The organism is Streptomyces sp. TN58 (assembly GCF_001941845.1).
Taxonomy (GTDB): Bacteria; Actinomycetota; Actinomycetes; order Streptomycetales; family Streptomycetaceae; genus Streptomyces.
On the sequence record NZ_CP018870.1, the window covers coordinates 767,992 to 785,049 of the forward strand.

General features: G+C 74.0%; 15 protein-coding genes. 7 read left to right on the forward strand and 8 right to left on the reverse strand.

Annotation, left to right across the window (positions count from 1 at the left end; all coding sequences use genetic code 11):
- Window positions 1-2: 2 nt before the first annotated feature.
- On the reverse strand, window positions 3-680 hold the full coding sequence (locus BSL84_RS03620; protein WP_158880135.1) for a hypothetical protein: 678 nt from the start codon (window positions 678-680) through the stop codon (window positions 3-5).
- A gap of 5 nt (window positions 681-685) precedes the next feature.
- Window positions 686-3,073 (reverse strand): FHA domain-containing protein, encoded by a 2,388-nt coding sequence (locus tag BSL84_RS03625; RefSeq protein WP_075969787.1) that lies wholly within the window; start codon window positions 3,071-3,073, stop codon window positions 686-688.
- Between the two features lie 179 nt (window positions 3,074-3,252).
- Here BSL84_RS03625 and BSL84_RS03630 point away from each other — a divergent pair, with 179 nt between their 5' ends.
- The 5 genes from BSL84_RS03630 (at window position 3,253) to BSL84_RS03650 (ending at window position 8,469) form a co-directional block, all read left to right on the forward strand.
- Window positions 3,253-4,287, forward strand: coding sequence for a cation diffusion facilitator family transporter (locus tag BSL84_RS03630; RefSeq protein WP_075969788.1), 1,035 nt, complete (start codon window positions 3,253-3,255; stop codon window positions 4,285-4,287).
- Window positions 4,288-4,340: 53 nt separating this feature from the next.
- Complete coding sequence (locus tag BSL84_RS03635; protein ID WP_030029780.1) at window positions 4,341-4,808, forward strand: NUDIX domain-containing protein; 468 nt, start codon at window positions 4,341-4,343, stop codon at window positions 4,806-4,808.
- Between the two features lie 48 nt (window positions 4,809-4,856).
- A complete protein-coding gene (locus BSL84_RS03640) occupies window positions 4,857-6,107 on the forward strand; it encodes a Tm-1-like ATP-binding domain-containing protein (protein ID WP_045323537.1) in 1,251 nt (416 codons plus the stop codon).
- 152 nt (window positions 6,108-6,259) lie between these two features.
- A complete protein-coding gene (locus tag BSL84_RS03645; RefSeq protein WP_075969789.1) occupies window positions 6,260-7,891 on the forward strand; it encodes a serine/threonine-protein kinase in 1,632 nt (543 codons plus the stop codon).
- Complete coding sequence (locus tag BSL84_RS03650; protein WP_107484734.1) at window positions 7,888-8,469, forward strand: hypothetical protein; 582 nt, start codon at window positions 7,888-7,890, stop codon at window positions 8,467-8,469. The genes BSL84_RS03645 and BSL84_RS03650 overlap by 4 nt, the downstream gene beginning before the upstream one ends.
- On the opposite strand, the gene BSL84_RS03655 is transcribed toward BSL84_RS03650, so the two are convergent.
- Window positions 8,447-8,773, reverse strand: a complete 327-nt coding sequence (locus BSL84_RS03655) for a DUF6191 domain-containing protein (RefSeq protein WP_030031563.1) — start codon at window positions 8,771-8,773, stop codon at window positions 8,447-8,449. The two genes, BSL84_RS03650 and BSL84_RS03655, sit on opposite strands and share 23 nt — an antisense overlap.
- Before the next feature lie 66 nt (window positions 8,774-8,839).
- A complete protein-coding gene (locus BSL84_RS03660; protein ID WP_030031564.1) occupies window positions 8,840-10,129 on the reverse strand; it encodes an ATP-binding protein in 1,290 nt (429 codons plus the stop codon).
- Between the two features lie 328 nt (window positions 10,130-10,457).
- Here BSL84_RS03660 and BSL84_RS03665 point away from each other — a divergent pair, with 328 nt between their 5' ends.
- Both BSL84_RS03665 and BSL84_RS03670 read left to right on the forward strand, forming a co-directional pair.
- The gene (locus BSL84_RS03665) at window positions 10,458-11,939 is read left to right on the forward strand and encodes a membrane protein (RefSeq protein ID WP_045323532.1); all 1,482 of its coding nucleotides are present in this window, start codon (window positions 10,458-10,460) and stop codon (window positions 11,937-11,939) included.
- A 163-nt stretch (window positions 11,940-12,102) separates the two neighbouring features.
- Window positions 12,103-12,879: a trypsin-like serine peptidase gene (locus BSL84_RS03670; RefSeq protein ID WP_045323531.1), complete on the forward strand. Its 777-nt coding sequence runs from the start codon at window positions 12,103-12,105 to the stop codon at window positions 12,877-12,879.
- A gap of 37 nt (window positions 12,880-12,916) precedes the next feature.
- On the opposite strand, the gene BSL84_RS03675 is transcribed toward BSL84_RS03670, so the two are convergent.
- From BSL84_RS03675 to BSL84_RS03690, 4 genes are all read right to left on the reverse strand, one after another.
- Entirely contained in the window at window positions 12,917-14,125 is a 1,209-nt protein-coding gene (locus tag BSL84_RS03675) for an acyltransferase family protein (RefSeq protein WP_075969790.1), read from the reverse strand.
- Between the two features lie 84 nt (window positions 14,126-14,209).
- The gene (locus tag BSL84_RS03680; RefSeq protein WP_045323530.1) at window positions 14,210-14,737 is read right to left on the reverse strand and encodes an NUDIX hydrolase; all 528 of its coding nucleotides are present in this window, start codon (window positions 14,735-14,737) and stop codon (window positions 14,210-14,212) included.
- 34 nt (window positions 14,738-14,771) lie between these two features.
- Window positions 14,772-16,412, reverse strand: coding sequence for an apolipoprotein N-acyltransferase (gene lnt / locus BSL84_RS03685; RefSeq protein WP_079273106.1), 1,641 nt, complete (start codon window positions 16,410-16,412; stop codon window positions 14,772-14,774).
- A gap of 121 nt (window positions 16,413-16,533) precedes the next feature.
- Window positions 16,534-17,049: a hypothetical protein gene (locus tag BSL84_RS03690; RefSeq protein WP_030034308.1), complete on the reverse strand. Its 516-nt coding sequence runs from the start codon at window positions 17,047-17,049 to the stop codon at window positions 16,534-16,536.
- Between the last annotated feature and the right edge of the window lie 9 nt (window positions 17,050-17,058).

Genomic DNA, 17,058 nt, shown 5'->3' on the forward strand with positions numbered 1-17,058 from the left:
TCTCACTCCGCTTCGGGGTCGTGGGTGTCCACGATCCGGGTCGGGCCGGCCTGCCGGCCGTGTCCGCCCGCCTCCGGGCCGGCAGGCGGCTCGCCGGGCCCCGCGCCGGCGCCGTCCGCACCGGCGCCGTCCCGTTCGGCCGGCGGCGCCTGGGGCCCGTGGGCGATCCCGGGTCCCTCGGTGACCGCGTACGTAGCCAGTCGGGTCCCGTCGCCGTACATCCACCGTCCCGAGGCCTCGTCGTAGAGCCACACCGACTCCCCGTCGACGACGACGCCCGCCCGCAGTCCGCGCAGGGACCGCCGGAAGGCGTCGCTGTCGGCCCGGCCGGAGGCGAGTTCGTCCACGGCGTGCCGGTAGCGTTCGACGGCGTCGGCGCCTCGTGCGAGCAGCGGCCTCGGGTCCTCGGCCCGTACGGAGGGCCGCTCTCCCGTGGTGGGCGGCGGCTGCGGGACCGCGATGAGGAGCCGCCCGTCGACCCAGGCGCTCCATCCGTTGGCGCAGAGGATCTCCCCCCACTCGCCCCGCCGGGACAGCAGCTGCACGGGCAGGAAGGCGTCCAGGGCGGCGGTCGGCCGGGAGACGTCGGGGGCTTCCCAGGCGGACAGTCCGGGGGGCGGCACCACATGGGTGGGCCGGAAGTCGGCCACGGCGATCCCAGGATCCATCGAGCTGCTCATGGCGCCTACTTCCGCATGACCGCGGGCTCGTGCCGGCGCAGCAGCCTGGCCACCAGCACCCCGAAGAGGACCGACAGGACCACCAGCATGCCCAGGTTCAGCAGCCACACCGCGGGGGTGTGCGCGAAGAGCGGGTCGTCGGCGAGGGTACCGGGCAGGATCGCGCCGAGGTCGATGGTGCCCGCCATGGCGCCGAGGGCCCAGCGGGAGGGGACGAGCCAGGCCAGTTGCTCGATCACCGGCACGCCGTCCAGCCGTAGCAGCGCGCCGCAGAAGACCACCTGCACGATGGCGAGGAGGACCAGCAGCGGCATGGTGACCTCCTCCTTGCCGACCAGTGCGGAGATGAGCAGGCCGAGCATCATGGCGGTGAACGCGAGCAGGGCCACGGCGACGGTGATCTCGACGAGGGGTCCCGTGATCACGCCGTGGCCGCCGGGGGCGCTCAGGTCCACGCCGTAGAGCGCCACCAGGGTGAGCACCACGGCCTGTGCCGTGGTGACGGCGCCCAGCACCACCACCTTCGACATCAGGTACGCGGAGCGGGACAGCCCCACGGCCCGCTCCCGCCGGTGGATGGCCCGTTCCTTGACCAGCTCGCGTACGGCGTTCGCGGCGCCGGTGAGTACGGCGCCGACGGACAGGATGAGCAGGGCGTTGACCGCGGTCTCCTGGGTGAGTCTGCTTCCGGCCAGGGCCCGGGCCATGGCGCCCATGACGAAGGGGAGCGCGATCATGATGGCGAGGAAGGTCCGGTCCGCGGAGAGTGCGGCCGTGTAGCGCCGGACGAGGGTGGACAGCTGGGAGCCCCAGCTCTGCGCCTTGTGCGGCGGGGGGACGGGCCCGGCCGGTGCGGCCGGTGCGGCCCCCGGGGCCGCCGCGCGGCGGCCGCCGTGCCACGGTTGGCGGGTGGCGCCCAGGACGTACGTGCGGTAGGCCGCCGAGGCGGCGTACTCCCCCGCCCAGTCGCGGCCCCGCTGGTTCTCGAAGGCCTCGAAGGCCTCCGGCCACTGGGTGGCGCCGAAGTGGCGGAGGGTTTCTCCGGGCGGTCCGTAGTAGGCGATGCGGCCGCCCGGGGCGAGGACCAGCAGCCGGTCGCAGACGTCGAGGCTGAGGACGCTGTGGGTGACGACGATGACGGTGCGGCCGTCGTCGGCGAGGGCGCGCAGCATGTGCATCACCGAGCGGTCCATGCCCGGGTCGAGGCCGGAGGTGGGCTCGTCCAGGAAGAGCAGGGAGGGCTTGGTGAGCAGTTCCAGGGCGACGGAGACGCGTTTGCGCTGGCCGCCGGAGAGGCTGTGGACGGGCTGGGCGGCGCGCTCCTGGAGGCCGAGTTCGCGGATGACCTCGTCCACCCGCGCCTGGCGTTCGGCCTTCGCGGTGTCCTGGGGGAAGCGCAGTTCGGCGGCGTAGGTGAGGGCGCGCCGGACGGTGAGCTGGGAGTGCAGGATGTCGTCCTGCGGTACGAGGCCGATGCGGCTGCGCAGTTCGGCGTAGTCGCGGTAGAGGTCGCGGCCGTCGTAGAGGACGGTGCCGCGGTCGGCCGGGCGCAGGCCGGTGAGGGCGCCGAGCAGGGTGGACTTGCCGGCTCCGCTGGGGCCGATGACGGCGAGCAGGCATTTGGCGCCGACCGGGAAGGACACCTCGTCGAGGAGGGTCTTGCGGCCCCGGTCGACGGCGACGGTGAGGCCCTGGACGTCGAGGGTGACCTCGCCGGTGTCCTCGTACTCCTGGAGGCGGTCGCCGACGAGGCAGAAGGCCAGGTGGCCGATGCCGACGATGTCGCCCTCGGCCAGGGGGGCTGCGCCGGTGACGGGGGCGCCGTTGAGGTAGGTGCCGTTGTGGCTGCCGAGGTCGGCGATCTCGTAGCCGCCGTCCGGGAGGGCGCGCAGTTCGGCGTGCCGGCGCGACACGTCGAGCTCGTCGACGACGAGGTCGTTGTCGGTGGCGCGGCCGATGCGCAGGGCGGTGCGGGCGGGCAGCGCAAGGACGGCGCTGGGGCGGCGGAAGGTGCTGGTCATCGACGGGTTGGAGATCCGGGCCGGCCCGGGGCCGGGGCTTGCGGGGCCGGTCCGGGGGGTGTTGAGGACGGCCCGGGGGCCGTCCTGTGCGTCGCCGAAGCGCAGTTCGCTGCCGGCGCCGACGCTCCACTCGTGGACGCGGTGGCCGTCGGCCCAGGTGCCGTTGGTGCTGTGCTCGTCCTCCACCGTCCAGTGGTCTCCCTCGGGGCGCAGGACCGCGTGGTGCCAGGAGACGCGGGCGTCCTCGAAGCAGATCTCGCAGAGCGGGTCCCTGCCGACGTGGTAGGTCCGGCCCGGGCTCATCGGTGTGGAGCCCGTGTCGGTTTCCAGGACGAGCTCGGGCGCGGTCGGCACACCGGGGCGCTGGACCATGAGCAGATTTTCCCACGATCGCACCACGCTGGCAGCGGCCCACTGAAACCGCAGGTCAGAGGCCTGTTATGGGTAATGACAACGGTCCCCGTTGCAGCCTTTGCCAGTCTCGCCGCGGTGCGCTTCACTTCACGCGACGGCACCGGACGAACGGCTGCCGCGACGAGACGGGGGATGCCATGAGCGGGCACGACGACCACGGCCACGGGCCCGGGGGCGGCGGCCACGGCCACGATCACGGCCATGGGCCGGGGGGCCACAGCCACGGCGTGGCCGCCGACGCCGACCGCCGCTGGCTGGCCATCGCGCTCGGCCTGATCGGCGGGTTCATGGCCGTCGAGGTCGTCATCGGCGTCATGGCCCACTCCCTGGCCCTGATCTCCGACGCCGCCCACATGCTGACGGACGCCGTCTCGATCGTCCTCGCGCTGATCGCGATGCGGCTGGCGGCCCGCCCCGCCCGCGGCGGATTCACGTACGGCCTCAAGCGCGCGGAGATACTGTCCGCCCAGGCCAACGGTCTGACGCTGCTCCTGCTGGCCGTGTGGCTGGCGTACGAGGCGGTGCGCCGGCTGGTGGACCCGCCGCCGGTGGAGGGCGGGCTGGTGCTGGTGACGGCGCTCGCGGGCATCGTCGTCAACGTGGCCGCGGCCTGGTGCATCTCGCGGGCGAACCGGTCGTCGCTGGCGGTCGAGGGCGCCTACCAGCACGTCCTGAACGACCTGTTCGCCTTCATCGGGACGGCCGTCGCCGGTCTGGTCGTCATGACGACCGGGTTCCGGCAGGCCGACGCCATCGCCACGCTGGTGGTGGTCGTCCTGATGGTGAAGGCGGGCTACGGCCTGGTCCGCGACTCCGGCCGGATCTTCCTGGAGGCGGCGCCCGCGCACGTGGACCCGGACGCGGTCGGGGACCGGCTCGTCGGGCACCCGCCGGTCACCGAGGTCCACGACCTGCACATATGGACGATCACCTCGGGGCAGGCCGCGCTCTCCGCGCACGTGCTGGTCGAGCCCGCCGGCGACTGCCACGCCGTCCGCCGGGAGCTGGAGCGGATGCTGGAGAAGGAGTACGGCATCACGCACACCACCCTGCAGGTGGACCACGTCCAGGACTCCCTCCTCTCGGTCGGCCGGCGGGGCGAGGCCCCGTACGACCCGCACTGCGCGGACGCGCACGGTCCGGTCCACCGCGAGGGCCCGCACGACCACTGACGGGCGCGGGGCCCCATCACTGACCGGCGCCCTGGCTGGGCATGTATGGGCCCATGACGTACAAGCGCAGCGCCGGACTGCTCCTCTTCCGGCGGACGGCGGCCGGGGTCGAGGTCCTGCTCGGGCACATGGGCGGCCCGCTGTGGTCGGGCCGGAGGGCCGGGGACTGGGCCATCCCCAAGGGCGAGTACGGGCCGGAGGAGACTCCGCGCGACGCGGCCCGGCGGGAGTTCACAGAGGAGATCGGGCTGCCGCCGCCGGACGGCGAGTACCTTCCGCTGGGCGACGTACGGCTGTCCAGCGGGAAGCTGGTGACCATCTGGGCGGTGGAGGCGGACCTCGATCCGGCGCTCATGGTGCCGGGGACCTTCACCATGGAGTGGCCGCCGCGCTCCGGGAACGTGCAGGAGTTCCCGGAGCTGGACCGGGTGGCGTGGTGCACGCCCGAGATGGCCCGGACGATGCTGATCCCCTCGCAACTCCCGTTCCTGGAACGGCTGTCCGAGCTCCTGAAGGCCTGACCAGAGCTCGTACTTGCCAACGTCCCCTCCTGCCTGGACATTGCATCCATGACCAACGTCGTGCTGGTGGGAACCCTGGACACCAAGGGTGTGGAGTACGGCTGGCTGCGCGAGAGGCTGCTGCGCGCCGGCGTCGAAGTGACAGTGGTCGACACGGGAATCATGGGTGAGCCCCGGGTGGCCGCGGACGTGCCGCGCGCCGAGGTGGCCCGGGCCGCCGGGGCCGAGCTGTCCCTGCTGCGGTCGGACGCCGACCGGGGCGCGGCCGTGACCACGATGGCCCGGGGCGCCGAGGCGACCCTGTTGCGCCTGTACGCCGAGGGCCGGCTGCACGGGGTCCTCGCGATAGGCGGCAGCGGCGGCACCTCCATCGCCACCCGGGCGATGCGCGCCCTGCCGCTGGGCGTTCCGAAGGTGATGGTCTCGTCGATGGCGTCCGGGGACACCGCCCCGTACGTGGGCTCCTCGGACATCACGATGATGTACAGCGTCGTGGACATCGCGGGCATCAACAGCGTGTCCGAGCCGATCCTGGCGAACGCCGCGGCGGCCGTCGCGGGGATGGCCCGGTGCTTCGGCCGCGCCGGGGCGGACCGGCCGCCCCGGCTGGGGGCAGGCCCCCGTCCGCTGGTGGCGGCGAGCATGGCGGGCGTGACCACGTCCGGTGTGGACGCGGCGCGCGAGCGGCTGACCGAGCTGGGCTACGAGGTGCTGGTCTTCCACGTCAGCGGCACCGGCGGCCGCACCCTGGAGACCCTGGCCGGCCAGGGGGTGTTCGCCGGGGTCCTCGACCTGACCCTCAGCGAGCTGGCCGACGACCTGTGCGGGGGGATCCTGACCGCGGGGCCCGACCGGCTCAGCGCGGCCGGGCGGGCGGGCGTGCCGCAGGTGGTGAGCCTGGGTGCGCTGGACATGGTGAAGTTCGGCCCGCTGGAGTCCCTGCCCCAGCGGGTCCTGGACCGGGGTGTCCACGTCCACAACCCGTCGATCACGGTGATCCGCACGAGCGAGGCGGAGTGCGCGGAGCTGGGCCGCCGGGTGGCCGCCAAACTCCGTGCGGCGACCGGCCCCACGGCCGTGTGCGTTCCGCTCCGTGGACTGTCCACGCTCGGCGCGCCGGGCGGCCCGTACCATGACCCCCGTGCGGACCGGGCGCTGTTCTCGGCGCTGCGCGAGGGCTTGCACGGCAGTGCCGCGCGGCTCTACGACTACGACACGCACATCAACGATCCGGCCTTCGGGCGGGCGGCCGCCGACCGGCTGCACGCCATGATCGGCACGGTGTCGGCCGCGGCCTGAGACACCCGCCGCGGTCGGGAACCGGCCGTGGCCGGAACCACGTCCCATGGGGAGTCCGGTGCGGGGCGGCCGGTGAGCGGCCGGCCCCGTACCGGCCGCTGACATGGGCGGTTCGGCGCGAGACGGCAGGCAGCAGGCAGGGGGCAGGAACGATGAACGACACTCGGGCGGCATGGTCGGTCCCCGGTTACACGCAGGTGCGCGAGCTCGGCTCGGGCGCCAGTGGGCGCGTGGTACTCGCCGTGCACGAGGCGACGGGTACGGCGGTCGCGGTGAAGTACCTCACCGACCGGCTGCGCGAGGACCCCGCCTTCGTCGGGGAGTTCAGGGCCGAGGCCCGGCTCCTCGGCGGACTGGAGTCCCCCTACGTGGTGCGGCTGTACGAGTACGTCGAGGCGCCGGGCGGCGCCGCCATCGTGATGGAGCTGGTCGACGGCATCTCCCTGCAGGCCCTGCTCAAGGAGGCCGGGCAGACCGACCCCGAGGCCGCGCTCGTGGTGTTGAAGGGCTCGCTGCTGGGTCTCGCCCACGCGCACCGGGCGGGAGTCGTCCACCGTGACTACAAGCCGGCGAACGTGCTGGTGGCGGCGGACGGCTCGTCGCGGTTGGTGGACTTCGGGATCGCCGCCCGCCGCGGCACGACGCCCGGTGTCGCCGGCACGCCCGCCTACATGGCGCCGGAGCAGTGGCAGGGCCGGCCGGCGTCGCCCGCCGCCGACGTGTACGCGGCGACGGCGACCTTCTTCGAGTGCCTGACCGGGCGCAAGCCGTTCGACGGGGAGAACTTCGCCGAACTCGCGGTGCAGCACATCGAGGCTCCGGTGCCGGAGACCGAGGCCCCCGAGCCCGTGCGTCCGCTGATCCGGCGCGGCCTCGCCAAGGCACCCGAGCAGCGGCCGGAGAACGCCGAGGCGTTCGTGGCCGAGCTGGAGGACGTGGCGCTGGCCGCGTACGGGCCCGAGTGGGAGGAGCGCGGGCAGCGCAAGCTGGCGGCGCTGGCCGCGCTGCTGCCGCTGTTGTTCCCCTCGGCGGGCGCGTCGGCGGCGGGCACCACCGCGGTGGCGACGACCACGCTGGCGCCGCCGCCCCGCAGTTGGCTGCCCGACCGGCGCGGAGCGGTGGCCGCCGGTGTGGCCCTCGTCGTCGGCGCGATGATCGTGTTCTCGGCGCAGGCGGCCGGTGACCAGCGAGGCGGCGCGTCGGCCCTGAGCGCGTTCGCGACGACCAGCGCGGCGCCGGGCGGCGGCTTCCCCTCCCCGGTGGCCACCGCGTCGGCTTCACCTTCGGCGACGGCGTCGGCGTCCGCGTCTCCTTCCGCGTCGCCGTCCACGTCCGCGTCCGCCTCCCCCTCGCCGTCGCTGTCGCCCTCCGCGAGCCCGGGTACGTCGGCGACGCCGACCGTGACGGCCACGCCGACGACGACCTCGCCGACGACCAGCCGGCCGCCGTCCCCGCGGCCGACGGTCGTGGTCGGGGCGGTCAGGGTGGATCTCCGGCAGGTCGACTTCACCACGGGTGAGGCCGCCATCTCCATCGACGCCAAGGGCACTGCGCCGGTGAGCGTCACCGTGCAGTGGTTCAGCAGCAACCAGTCCGGTGTGCTGGGTACCGCCGACGGCCGGGCGGAGACGCTGACGTACCAGCCGGGCAGCGGTGCGGTCGTCCGGCGGCACGCCTTCTCCGGGAAGGGCTGCTACTGGGGCGTGCGGGTCACCACGACGCCCGCCGCCGGCAACGGTTCCCCGACCGACCAGGTCTGGCTGACGAGGTGCATGATCCGATGAGCGACGAAGAGTACAGCGCGACCGTCCTCGGCAGCCACTGGATCAGCGGCCCCCCGCAGCCGCGGGAGGCCGTGCCCGACCGTGTCGAGGGGTCCGTCATGCGGTTCGGGCCGGGCGTGACGGCCGCCCTGCCCGCGCCCTTCCCGGTGGTCGTCCCCGTCCTCGCACCGCGCCCGCGAAGGGGCGCCGGGCTGCGCCGGTACACGCTCGCCGCGGTGGTGCTGGCGGCGGTCCTCGCGTACCTCGGATGGCAGCGGTTCGGTCCGGAGATCGAGGTCCGCGAAGTGGCCGTGAGCACCGATCCGGCCGGCCCGGCCTGCGACGCGACCGCCGACGTGGTGGCCGTGGTGGGCACGAACGGCCGCCCGGGGACGCTGACCTACCGCTGGGTCCGCAGTGACGGCACCAGGTCCGAGGAGCTGACCGAGCGGGTGCCGCGCGGGCAGAAGGAGGCCCGGCTGCACCTGCTGTGGACCTTCAAGGGCACGGGCAGCTACCCGGCGAAGGCCGAGCTCCAGCTGCTGTCGCCCGGACAGCGCACGGCCGCGGTGGAGTTCACGTACCGCTGTACCCCGTAGCGGGCATCCGGATCACGGCGAGGCCGCCTTCGAGGTCGACGCGGGAGCGCGGCGGCGCGCCGTCCTCCTCGTCGTCGCGCATGACGAGGGCGCTCTGGCGTTCCTTCAGCTCGTTCTGCTTGCCCGGCGAGAAACTGGCGTGCAGCTGCTCGAAGCCGGTGGAGGAGATCTGCCCCTGGCGCCCGTTCCACCGCCAGGGGAGCAGGCCGGCGCGGCCCGCGCGCACCAGCGCGAGGTCGAGGAAGGCCATCGCGGTGAGCAGGATGGCCAGCCCCGGGAGGGTCATGAAGACGACGAAGCCCATGGCGTGACCGTAACCGACCCGGCCGGTCGCGGACCAGGCCGGTCGCGGGCCGCGCCCGGCCTGGGGTCAGAACCGTGCGTGCGCGGTGATGTCGGCCTCGAACTCGCCCGTCATCGCCGGGGTCACCGTGGGCCGGCACTGCCGGACGGCCTCCAGGTAGTCCCGCGTGGTCGCGCCGAGCCGGGCGGTCGCCGCGCCGCGCGCGCCCACCGCCTCCAGGTCCCGTTCGAAGGACACCTGCGCCGCGATCCTCGCCGCGTGCTCGATGTCGGCGGGCGTGAACAGTTCGGTCGCCGCGACCAGGGCGCCGAGGTCGACGTCTGCGCGACCCTCCGTGTAGCGGGCCCATATCGCGGCGCGCGCCCCGGCGTCGGGGGTGCCGATCGGGATGAGGTAGTCGAAGCGCCCCGGGCGCAGGAAGGCCGGGTCGAGGGAGCGGATGGAGTTGGTGGCGCAGACGAGCAGCCGTTCACCGCCCTCCCGGAAGCCCGGTATCAGCTTGAGCAGTTCGTTGGTGACGCCGTGGATGCCGCCCGGCTGTGCGGGCTCGGTGCGCACGGGCGCGATCTCCTCCACCTCGTCGATGAAGACGAGTACGCGCTCCAGTTCCGCGATCCGGGCGAAGGCGTCGCGCAGCGCCGCGGCCAGGTTGCCCTCGTCGGCGAGGCGCGAGGGCAGCAGTTCGACGAAGGGCCAGCCGAGCCGGGAGGCGATGGCCCGCGCGAAGGTGGTCTTGCCGGTGCCGGGCGGGCCGAAGAGGGTGACGGCGCGTGGCGGCCGCACTCCGTGGGCGGCTGCCCGTTCGGGTTCGGCGAGCGGCAGCACCACGCGACGCTCGATGAGGTCCTTCTCCTTCTCCATGCCGGCGACCCCGGCCCACAGGCCGGTCGGCAGGAACCGGCCGCCGAGGTCGTCGAGGAGGCCGGCGGCCGGTCCGTGGAGCGGCTCGGTCTTCTCGAAGTAGGCGACGGCGGGCTGCCGGGTGTAGCCGGCGTTGAGCAGGCCCTCGCCGAGCAGGTCCTCCTCGGGAAGGACATAGGCGATGCGGCCGACACGGGCGGCGATGAGCCGCCGTTCCAGCTCGACGAGCAGGGCGCTGGCCAAGCCCCGGCCGCGCCAGCCGGCGGCGATGGCGATGCGCATGACCCAGGCGCGCTCGCCGGTGACGCAGGCGAGGGCCGCGCCGATGGGGACGCCCTGGTGGACGGCGACGACGCAGGGCTGCCGGCCGGTCAGTGCGCTGATGCACTCGGCGAGCGAGAAGACGGACTCCTGGCCGAGTTCGGCCGTGGTGTCGATCAGGTGGACCACCGCGGCGAGATCGCTCTCGCGGTAGTCGTGGATGAGCCAGTTCACCGGGTACCGCCCCTCGTTCGTGCTCCTTGCGGCCAAGGCCAGGGTCTGTATCGAGTTGCCTCGTGGAGCAAGGAGCGGCGTTCGGTGCGTGCCCTCGGCGTGCGGGACGAATGCCCTCGTAGCGGAGCTACTAGGACATTCGGCTCGTGCGCCGAGGGTGCGTTGCCGAACGCCGCGACGCCGCGGGGCAACTCGATACGGACCCTAGGGGCGGGCGGCCCCGGCGATCCCGCTCCGCGGTGCACAACAGGCGGTCCGGAAACCCTCCGTGGCGTCCATAGACTGGTGCCTTCCGCCCGAACGCCAGAGCGAGGATGCCAGCATTTTCATGCGTTGCCACATACCCGCGGCCCGACGCGGGCTCCTCCTCTGCCTGATCCCCTTCCTCTGGACCCTGGCGTTCGGCCTGTGGGGGCTCTCCCGGCAGGACAGCGTGTGGCGGGACGAGGCGGCGACCTGGCAGGTGGCCGGCCGGCCGGCGGGTGAGATCTGGCGGATGCTAGGGAACGTCGACGCCGTCCACGGCCTCTACTACCTGCTGATGCACGGCCTCTTCGAGGTCTTCGGTGCGAGTACGACGACCCTGCGGCTGCCGTCCGTGCTGGCGATCGCGGCCGCCGCGGTGTGCGTGGCGGTGATCGGGCGGCGGCTGGCCGGCTTCTGGGCGGGGCTGGGGGGCGGTCTGGCGCTCGGGCTGCTGCCCGCGGTGCAGTTCTACCTCCAGGAGGGCAGGCCCTACGCGCTGGTCGCGGCGGGCGCCGGGCTGTCGGCCCTGCTGCTGGTGTCGCTCCTCGACGACCGGCCCGGACGGCCCGGCCGGCCCGACGGCCCCGGCCGCCGCGCGTGGCCGCGCTGGACGGCGTACGCGGTGGTCGTGCTGGTGTGCGCGCTGCTGAACTGGCTGTCGCTGCTGGTGCTGCCCGCGCACGCGGCGACGCTGTGGTGGGTGCGGGCGCGGCGCGGCGTGTGGCTGCGCTGGGCGGCGTACGGCTCGGCGGCGGTCGCCGGTGCGCTGCCGCTGGTGCTGTTCAGCCGGGGCCAGTCCGACCAGGTGTCCTGGATCCCGCCGCTGACCTGGCACATGATGATCGGCCCGGGGATCCTGCTGGCGGTCGGCGCGCTCGGGGCGTGGGCGGACGGGCCGGACCGGTCGCGGGTTTCGGCGGCGGCGGTGGGGCTGCCGCTGCTGGCGGTGCCTCAGCTCGGCCTGGCGGGGCTGTCGGTGGTCCAGCCGCTGTTCCTGGACCGGTACGTGCTGTTCTCCATGGTGGGGCTCGCGCTGCTGATCGGTGCGGCTCTGGGGGCGGCCGTACGGGCCTGCGCGCCCCGGTTCCCGCGGGCGTCGGCCGTGCTGGTGCCGGGGGTGGTCGGGGTCTCGGTGCTGGCGCTGCTGCCGGTGGAGCTGGGCAAGCGGGCCCCGGCCAGCCGGGTCGACGACGTGCTGGCGGTGGCGGGCGAGGTGGCCCGGCTGAAGCGGGACGGGGACGCCGTGCTGTTCGTGCCGGCGGCGCGGCGGGACACGGCACTGGTCTCCCCGCACGCCTTCACGGGTCTGGCGGACGTGGCGCTGGCCGAGAGCCCGCTGGCGTCGGCCACCCTCAAGGGCGAGGAGGCGCGGCCGGACCGGATCCGGGAGGCGCTGCTGGAGCGGCGGCGGGTGCTGCTGGTGACGGACTCGGCGAAGGTCGCGAAGGCCCCGTCGGCGGAGCGGGACAAGGCGAAGGCCGCCGTGCTGCGGGAGCGGTTCACGGCGGTGGAGGACCGCCAGGTACGGGGCCGCAGGGTGACGGTGTACGAGCGCCGCGACTGATCCCGCGGCGGTGCGGGCCGCGGGCGTCTCGTCCGGGGCTGGGCGGTTCGCTGCCGTCTCGTCCGATCATGGCCCGGATTCCACAGGGCCTTCACGGGATTCACAGGAGATTCATACGGAACTCCGCCCTCCGGTCATAGGTTCGGGGGGCAGGGTGGCATTCATGATCCTCGACGTGCTCCCCCGAACGGCCCGGCGCTCCCGTGCGCGGCGGGCATCACGGATCCTGCTCTCGCTGACCGCGATGGCCGCCCTGATCGGCGTGGACCTCCCGGACGGCGCCTCCGGCCCACCGCTCGGCGTCACGGCGTGGGCACAACCCGGCGCCGAGGCCGACCGGGTGGGCGCGCTCTTCGCGAACGGCCTGGACGGCGGGCACTCATGCACCGCCGCGGTGGTGCGCAGCGCCGACCGCGACGTGATCGCCACGGCGGCGCACTGCCTGGCGAAGACGGGCAACGCCGTCTTCGCCCCGGGATACCGGGACGGAGAGACCCCGTACGGCCTGTGGCGGATCACCGGCGTGTTCGTGGCTCCGGAGTGGACCGCGGGCCAGGACCCGGACGCCGACATCGCCTTCGCGACGGTGGCCCCGGTGGACGCCGGGCGGAACCGCCGGATCGAGGACCTGGTGGGCGGCTACCCGATCGCCCCCGAGCAGGCCCCCCGGGCTCGGGCGACGGTCATCGGCTACCCGAGCACGATGGAGGCCCCGCTGCGCTGCGCCAACCGTACCGGCCTGCACTCCCCGACCCAGCGCCGCATCGCCTGCCCCGATCTCAGCGGCGGCACCAGTGGCAGCCCCTGGCTGGTGGACGGCGCACTGGCCGGGGTGCTCGGAGGGTTCGAGGGCGGTGGGACCGTACCGGAGATCTCGTACAGCGCGGTGATGGGCGGCCGGGCGCTGGAGCTGTACCGGGCGGCCGCCGCCGTCGGCTGACGGACGGCGGGGGCCGTGTGGGGTGGCCGTCGGGACCTCAGGAGCGGGCGGCCGGGATGCGTTCCGCCTCGGGCGCGGAGGGCTGGGCGGGCAGCCGGCCGAGCGTCGCCGGGTACGGCGTGCCGGAGCGGATGTCCTGCACTCCGCGTCGCAGGCTGTCGCGCAGCCGGCGGCCCAGCGGGCGTTCGACGAGGCGGTGGACGAGCCAGGCGAGGGCGACCATCGCGGCGGTCACGCCGAGGGCCAGCGGGACGGGCGGGACGTCGCCGCGGAAGTGGTGGATGGCGGTCATCCCGGCCATCATGTGGATCAGGTAGAGCGGGTAGGTGACCGCTCCGGCGTGCGGGAGCCAGCGCCACCGGACGCCGTCGAGGGCGCCGAGGGCGATGGCCGCCATGACGGCGAAGCCGAGGGCGATGATCACGTGGGCGGGCCAGGCGGGCGTCTGCTGGGCGGCGCTGCGGCCCAGGCTGGAGATCATGCGGGCGTGCACGTGGTGCTGCGCGAGGAGGAACTGCACGCCGACGACGGCCCACAGCACGGCGTTCGGCCGGAAGCGGCGCATCAGGTGGAAGGCGATGCCGGCGATGAAGTACGGGGACGCCGACGACACCGCGAAGAAGGACAGCAGGCCGCTGTCGGCGGTCGGTGCCACGACGCCGGCGAGGGTCCAGGCCCCGCAGAAGAGGACGCAGTTGCGGTACGTCACACCGCGCATGACGACCAGCGCGAACAGCACGTAGAACTTGAGCTCGACGAAGAGGGTCCAGTACGCGTCGTCGACGTGCGGGACCCCGATACCGGCCTGGAGCATCGACAGGTTCACCACGACGTCACTGAACGACGCGACCTCGCGCACCTCGGGCCAGTTGAACAGCACGAGCGAGGTGAAGACCACGGCCGCCCAGTAGGCGGGAAAGAGCCGGGAGACCCGGGAGACCGCGAAGTCGCCGACGGTGCGGCCCCAGGCGCTCATGCAGATCACGAAGCCGCTGACCAGGAAGAAGATCTCGACGCCGAGCCAGCCGTAGACGGCCACCGCGTGCGCGGCCGGGAAGACGTCCTTGGCCGGCTCGCCCCAGGCGCTGTCGAGGGCGGCGTAGTGGTAGAAGAGGACGGAGAACGCGGCGAGGACCCGGACGGCGTCGAGGGCGGCGAGGCGCGGAGAGGGTCCTCCGGCGCGCGTGGCGCCGCCCCTCGGATGGCCGCCCGTTGCCGGTATGCCGGCCTTTCCACCTGCGCTCATCGCTCGACCCCGTGCGTGTGTGACGGTGACGGTCCCGGTCGGACCCGTCGGATCTGCGGAACCTTACAGCGCACCCGTGGCGGATCAGGCCGACGCCCGCCCTGCCCCGGGGGACGCGGCCTGCGCCGTGCCGGCGATCGCGGCGGGGACCTCGAACCAGGTGGGTTCGTCGCGCAGGGCCCGATGGATGCGGTCCAGGGCGAAGGGCTCCAGCGGCGGCAGGGCGTCCACCCCGAACCAGGCCACTTCGAGGGACTCGTGGTCGTTGGCCCGCGCCTCACCGCCGGTGGCCCGGCATCGGAAGGTGATGTCCTGGAACTGGCAGACGTCCCCGTTGGGGTAGGTGATCGGCTCCAGCATCTGGACGAGGACCACGCGCTCCGGCACGCAGTGCACGGCCGTCTCCTCGTACACCTCGCGCACGGCGGTCTCCGCCGGCTGCTCGCCCGGCTCGGCGATGCCGCCGACCACGGACCACCGCCCGGTGTCGGTGCGCCGGCCGAGCAGCACCCTGCCGCGGTCGTCGAGCACGATGGCCGTGACCCCGGGCAGCAGGAGCAGCTGGTGCCCGGCGGATTCGCGGATCCGCCGGATGAAATCGGGTGTGGTCATCCTCCGACCCTACGAGACGGTGCCCGGGCCCGGATCAGGCGGTGCGGCGGGCGCGGATCCGGCGGGCGGCGAGGACGCCGAACCCGCCCGCGGCGAGCAGCAGCAGGGCGTACTCGGGGAGCGGTCCGAGGACGGTGGCCGGGGTACGGCCGGAGCGCAGCGGGATCTCGGCGACGAGGGCGTCCGCGGTGAACATCTCCGTCTGCGACACGATCCGGCCGTCGGGGCGGATGACGGCGCTCACCCCGCTGGTGACGGGCACGAGGACGGTACGGCTGTGCTCGACCGCGCGGACCCGGTCCATGGCGAGCTGCTGGTAGGTCATCTGGGTGCGGCCGAAGGTGGCGTTGTTGCTGGGCACGGCGATCACCTGGGCGCCGTCCTGGACGGTCGAGCGGACGGCGTCGTCGAAGGCGGCCTCGAAACAGGTGACCATGCCGACGCCGCTGCCGGCCATGTCGAAGACGCCGGGGTCCCTGCCGGGGCCGAAGTCGCGGCGGACCCGGTCCACGTCGGAGCTGAAGAGCCGGACGAAGGAGCGCATCGGGATGCGCTCGCCGAAGGGCTGGATCTTCCGCTTGTCGTAGTTCTCGGTGGGTCCCTCGACGGGGTCCCAGAGGATCATCGTGTTGCGCAGCGGGCCCGTCTCCGGGGCGACGACCGCGCCGATCGCGACGGGTACGCCGATGGCCTTGACCGCCTCGTCGATGACGGCGCGGGCGTCGGGTTCGGCGTACGGGTCGAGGTCGGAGGAGTTCTCGGGCCAGACGACGAAGTCGGGCTTGGGGGTCTTGCCGGCCTTGACGTCCTGGGCGAGCTGGATGGTGCGCTTGGCGTGGTTGTCGAGGACGGCGCGGCGCTGGGAGTTGAAGTCGAGGCCGAGGCGGGGCACGTTGCCCTGGATGACGGCGGCGACGACGGTGCCGTCCTCGGCGGCGTCGGAGACCAGCGGGCGGGCGGCGAGGGCGGCCCCGATCGGGGCGGCGACGGTGAGGGCGGTCAGCGCGGCGGTGGTGCGGGCGGGGTGGCGGCGGGCGGTGCGCACGGCCTCGTACAGGCCGAATCCGCAGAGGGCCACGCCGAAGGAGAGCAGCGGTGTGCCGCCGAGGGCGGCGAGCGGGGTGAAGACGCCGTCGGCCTGTCCGAAGGCGAGCTTGCCCCAGGGGAACCCGCCGAAGGGGGCCCGGGCGCGCAGGGCCTCGCCGGCGACCCAGACGGCGGCGGCGAACACCGGCCAGGCCGGGAGGCGGCTCACGAGGGCGATGCCGAGGCCGGTGAGGCCGATGAAGAGGGCTTCGAGGGAGGCCAGAGCCAGCCAGGGCACCGGGCCGACCTCCTCACCGGTCCACACCAGCAGCGGCAGCAGGTAGCCGAGCCCCGCGAGGGTGGCGAGCCCGAAACCCGCCCGCGGACGGCGCCCGTGCAGGCAGCCTGCGAGCAGGGCGAGGGCGAGCGGGGCCAGCCACCACAGGGGGCGGGGCGGGAAGCTGAGGTAGAGCAGCACGCCGGACAGTGCGGCCAGTACGCACCTGACCAGGAGCGTTCCGCGCCGCCGCGGCGGCGCGGCCGGGCCGTCGGGGGGCGTCACGGAGGGCGTCCTGGGCTCGGCCGGGCGGTCGGCGGGCCGCGGGGGCTCGCCGCTTCCGGCGGCCTGGCGCGTCACACTGCTGCTCATCTGGCGGAGTGTACGTCCCCTCGCCCTCGGATCCCGTAAGCGCCTCGGCCCCGGCGGCGCCCGCAAGCGGAGGGGCGGGGCTCAGGGGGCGAGGCTCCGCTGCGCGCTCAGCGGGCGCTGCTCAGCGGGCGAGGGAGCGCAGGTGGGCGCGGATGACGCGGACCGCGTCCGCGGCGTCGTCGACGGTCACCGTGAAGAGCTTGCCGTCGTCCAGTGTCAGCTCGAAGCCCTCGCCGCGCCGCACGATCACGGCGGTGCCCTTCTCGGGGCGCCAGCGGTAGCCCCAGCCGCCCCAGTGCTGCGGGGTGATCCGGGGGAGGAACTGGACCGAGGCCACCTCGGCGAGCGCGATCCTGCGCCGTGGGAACCCGACGTGTCCGCAGCGCACCAGCAGGGCCTCCGGGTCGATGGTGACGGAGACGTGCACGAAGGCGACCGTGCCGTAGACCATGAGCAGTCCGGCGGCGAGACAGCCGGTCACGGCCATGAGGAGCGGGACGAAGCCGGAGGACCAGGCGTTGTCGACGGCGAGCTCGACCCCGAGCGCCACGCAGGCCGCGCCGGCCACCGCGAGCAGCCACTGCATGGGGTTGGAGGCCCGGCCCGTCCAGAGCGGACCAGGGGGGTGACCCGTCATACGTAGCAG

Coding starts and splice junctions, on each gene's coding strand:
- BSL84_RS03620 (WP_158880135.1), bottom strand. CDS start 680: ATGAGCAGCTCGATGGATCCTGGGATCGCCGTGGCCGACTTCCGGCCC.
- BSL84_RS03625 (WP_075969787.1), bottom strand. CDS start 3,073: ATGGTCCAGCGCCCCGGTGTGCCGACCGCGCCCGAGCTCGTCCTGGAA.
- BSL84_RS03630 (WP_075969788.1), top strand. CDS start 3,253: ATGAGCGGGCACGACGACCACGGCCACGGGCCCGGGGGCGGCGGCCAC.
- BSL84_RS03635 (WP_030029780.1), top strand. CDS start 4,341: ATGACGTACAAGCGCAGCGCCGGACTGCTCCTCTTCCGGCGGACGGCG.
- BSL84_RS03640 (WP_045323537.1), top strand. CDS start 4,857: ATGACCAACGTCGTGCTGGTGGGAACCCTGGACACCAAGGGTGTGGAG.
- BSL84_RS03645 (WP_075969789.1), top strand. CDS start 6,260: ATGAACGACACTCGGGCGGCATGGTCGGTCCCCGGTTACACGCAGGTG.
- BSL84_RS03650 (WP_107484734.1), top strand. CDS start 7,888: ATGAGCGACGAAGAGTACAGCGCGACCGTCCTCGGCAGCCACTGGATC.
- BSL84_RS03655 (WP_030031563.1), bottom strand. CDS start 8,773: ATGGGCTTCGTCGTCTTCATGACCCTCCCGGGGCTGGCCATCCTGCTC.
- BSL84_RS03665 (WP_045323532.1), top strand. CDS start 10,458: ATGCGTTGCCACATACCCGCGGCCCGACGCGGGCTCCTCCTCTGCCTG.
- BSL84_RS03670 (WP_045323531.1), top strand. CDS start 12,103: ATGATCCTCGACGTGCTCCCCCGAACGGCCCGGCGCTCCCGTGCGCGG.
- BSL84_RS03675 (WP_075969790.1), bottom strand. CDS start 14,125: ATGAGCGCAGGTGGAAAGGCCGGCATACCGGCAACGGGCGGCCATCCG.
- BSL84_RS03680 (WP_045323530.1), bottom strand. CDS start 14,737: ATGACCACACCCGATTTCATCCGGCGGATCCGCGAATCCGCCGGGCAC.
- lnt (WP_079273106.1), bottom strand. CDS start 16,412: ATGAGCAGCAGTGTGACGCGCCAGGCCGCCGGAAGCGGCGAGCCCCCG.
- BSL84_RS03690 (WP_030034308.1), bottom strand. CDS start 17,049: ATGACGGGTCACCCCCCTGGTCCGCTCTGGACGGGCCGGGCCTCCAAC.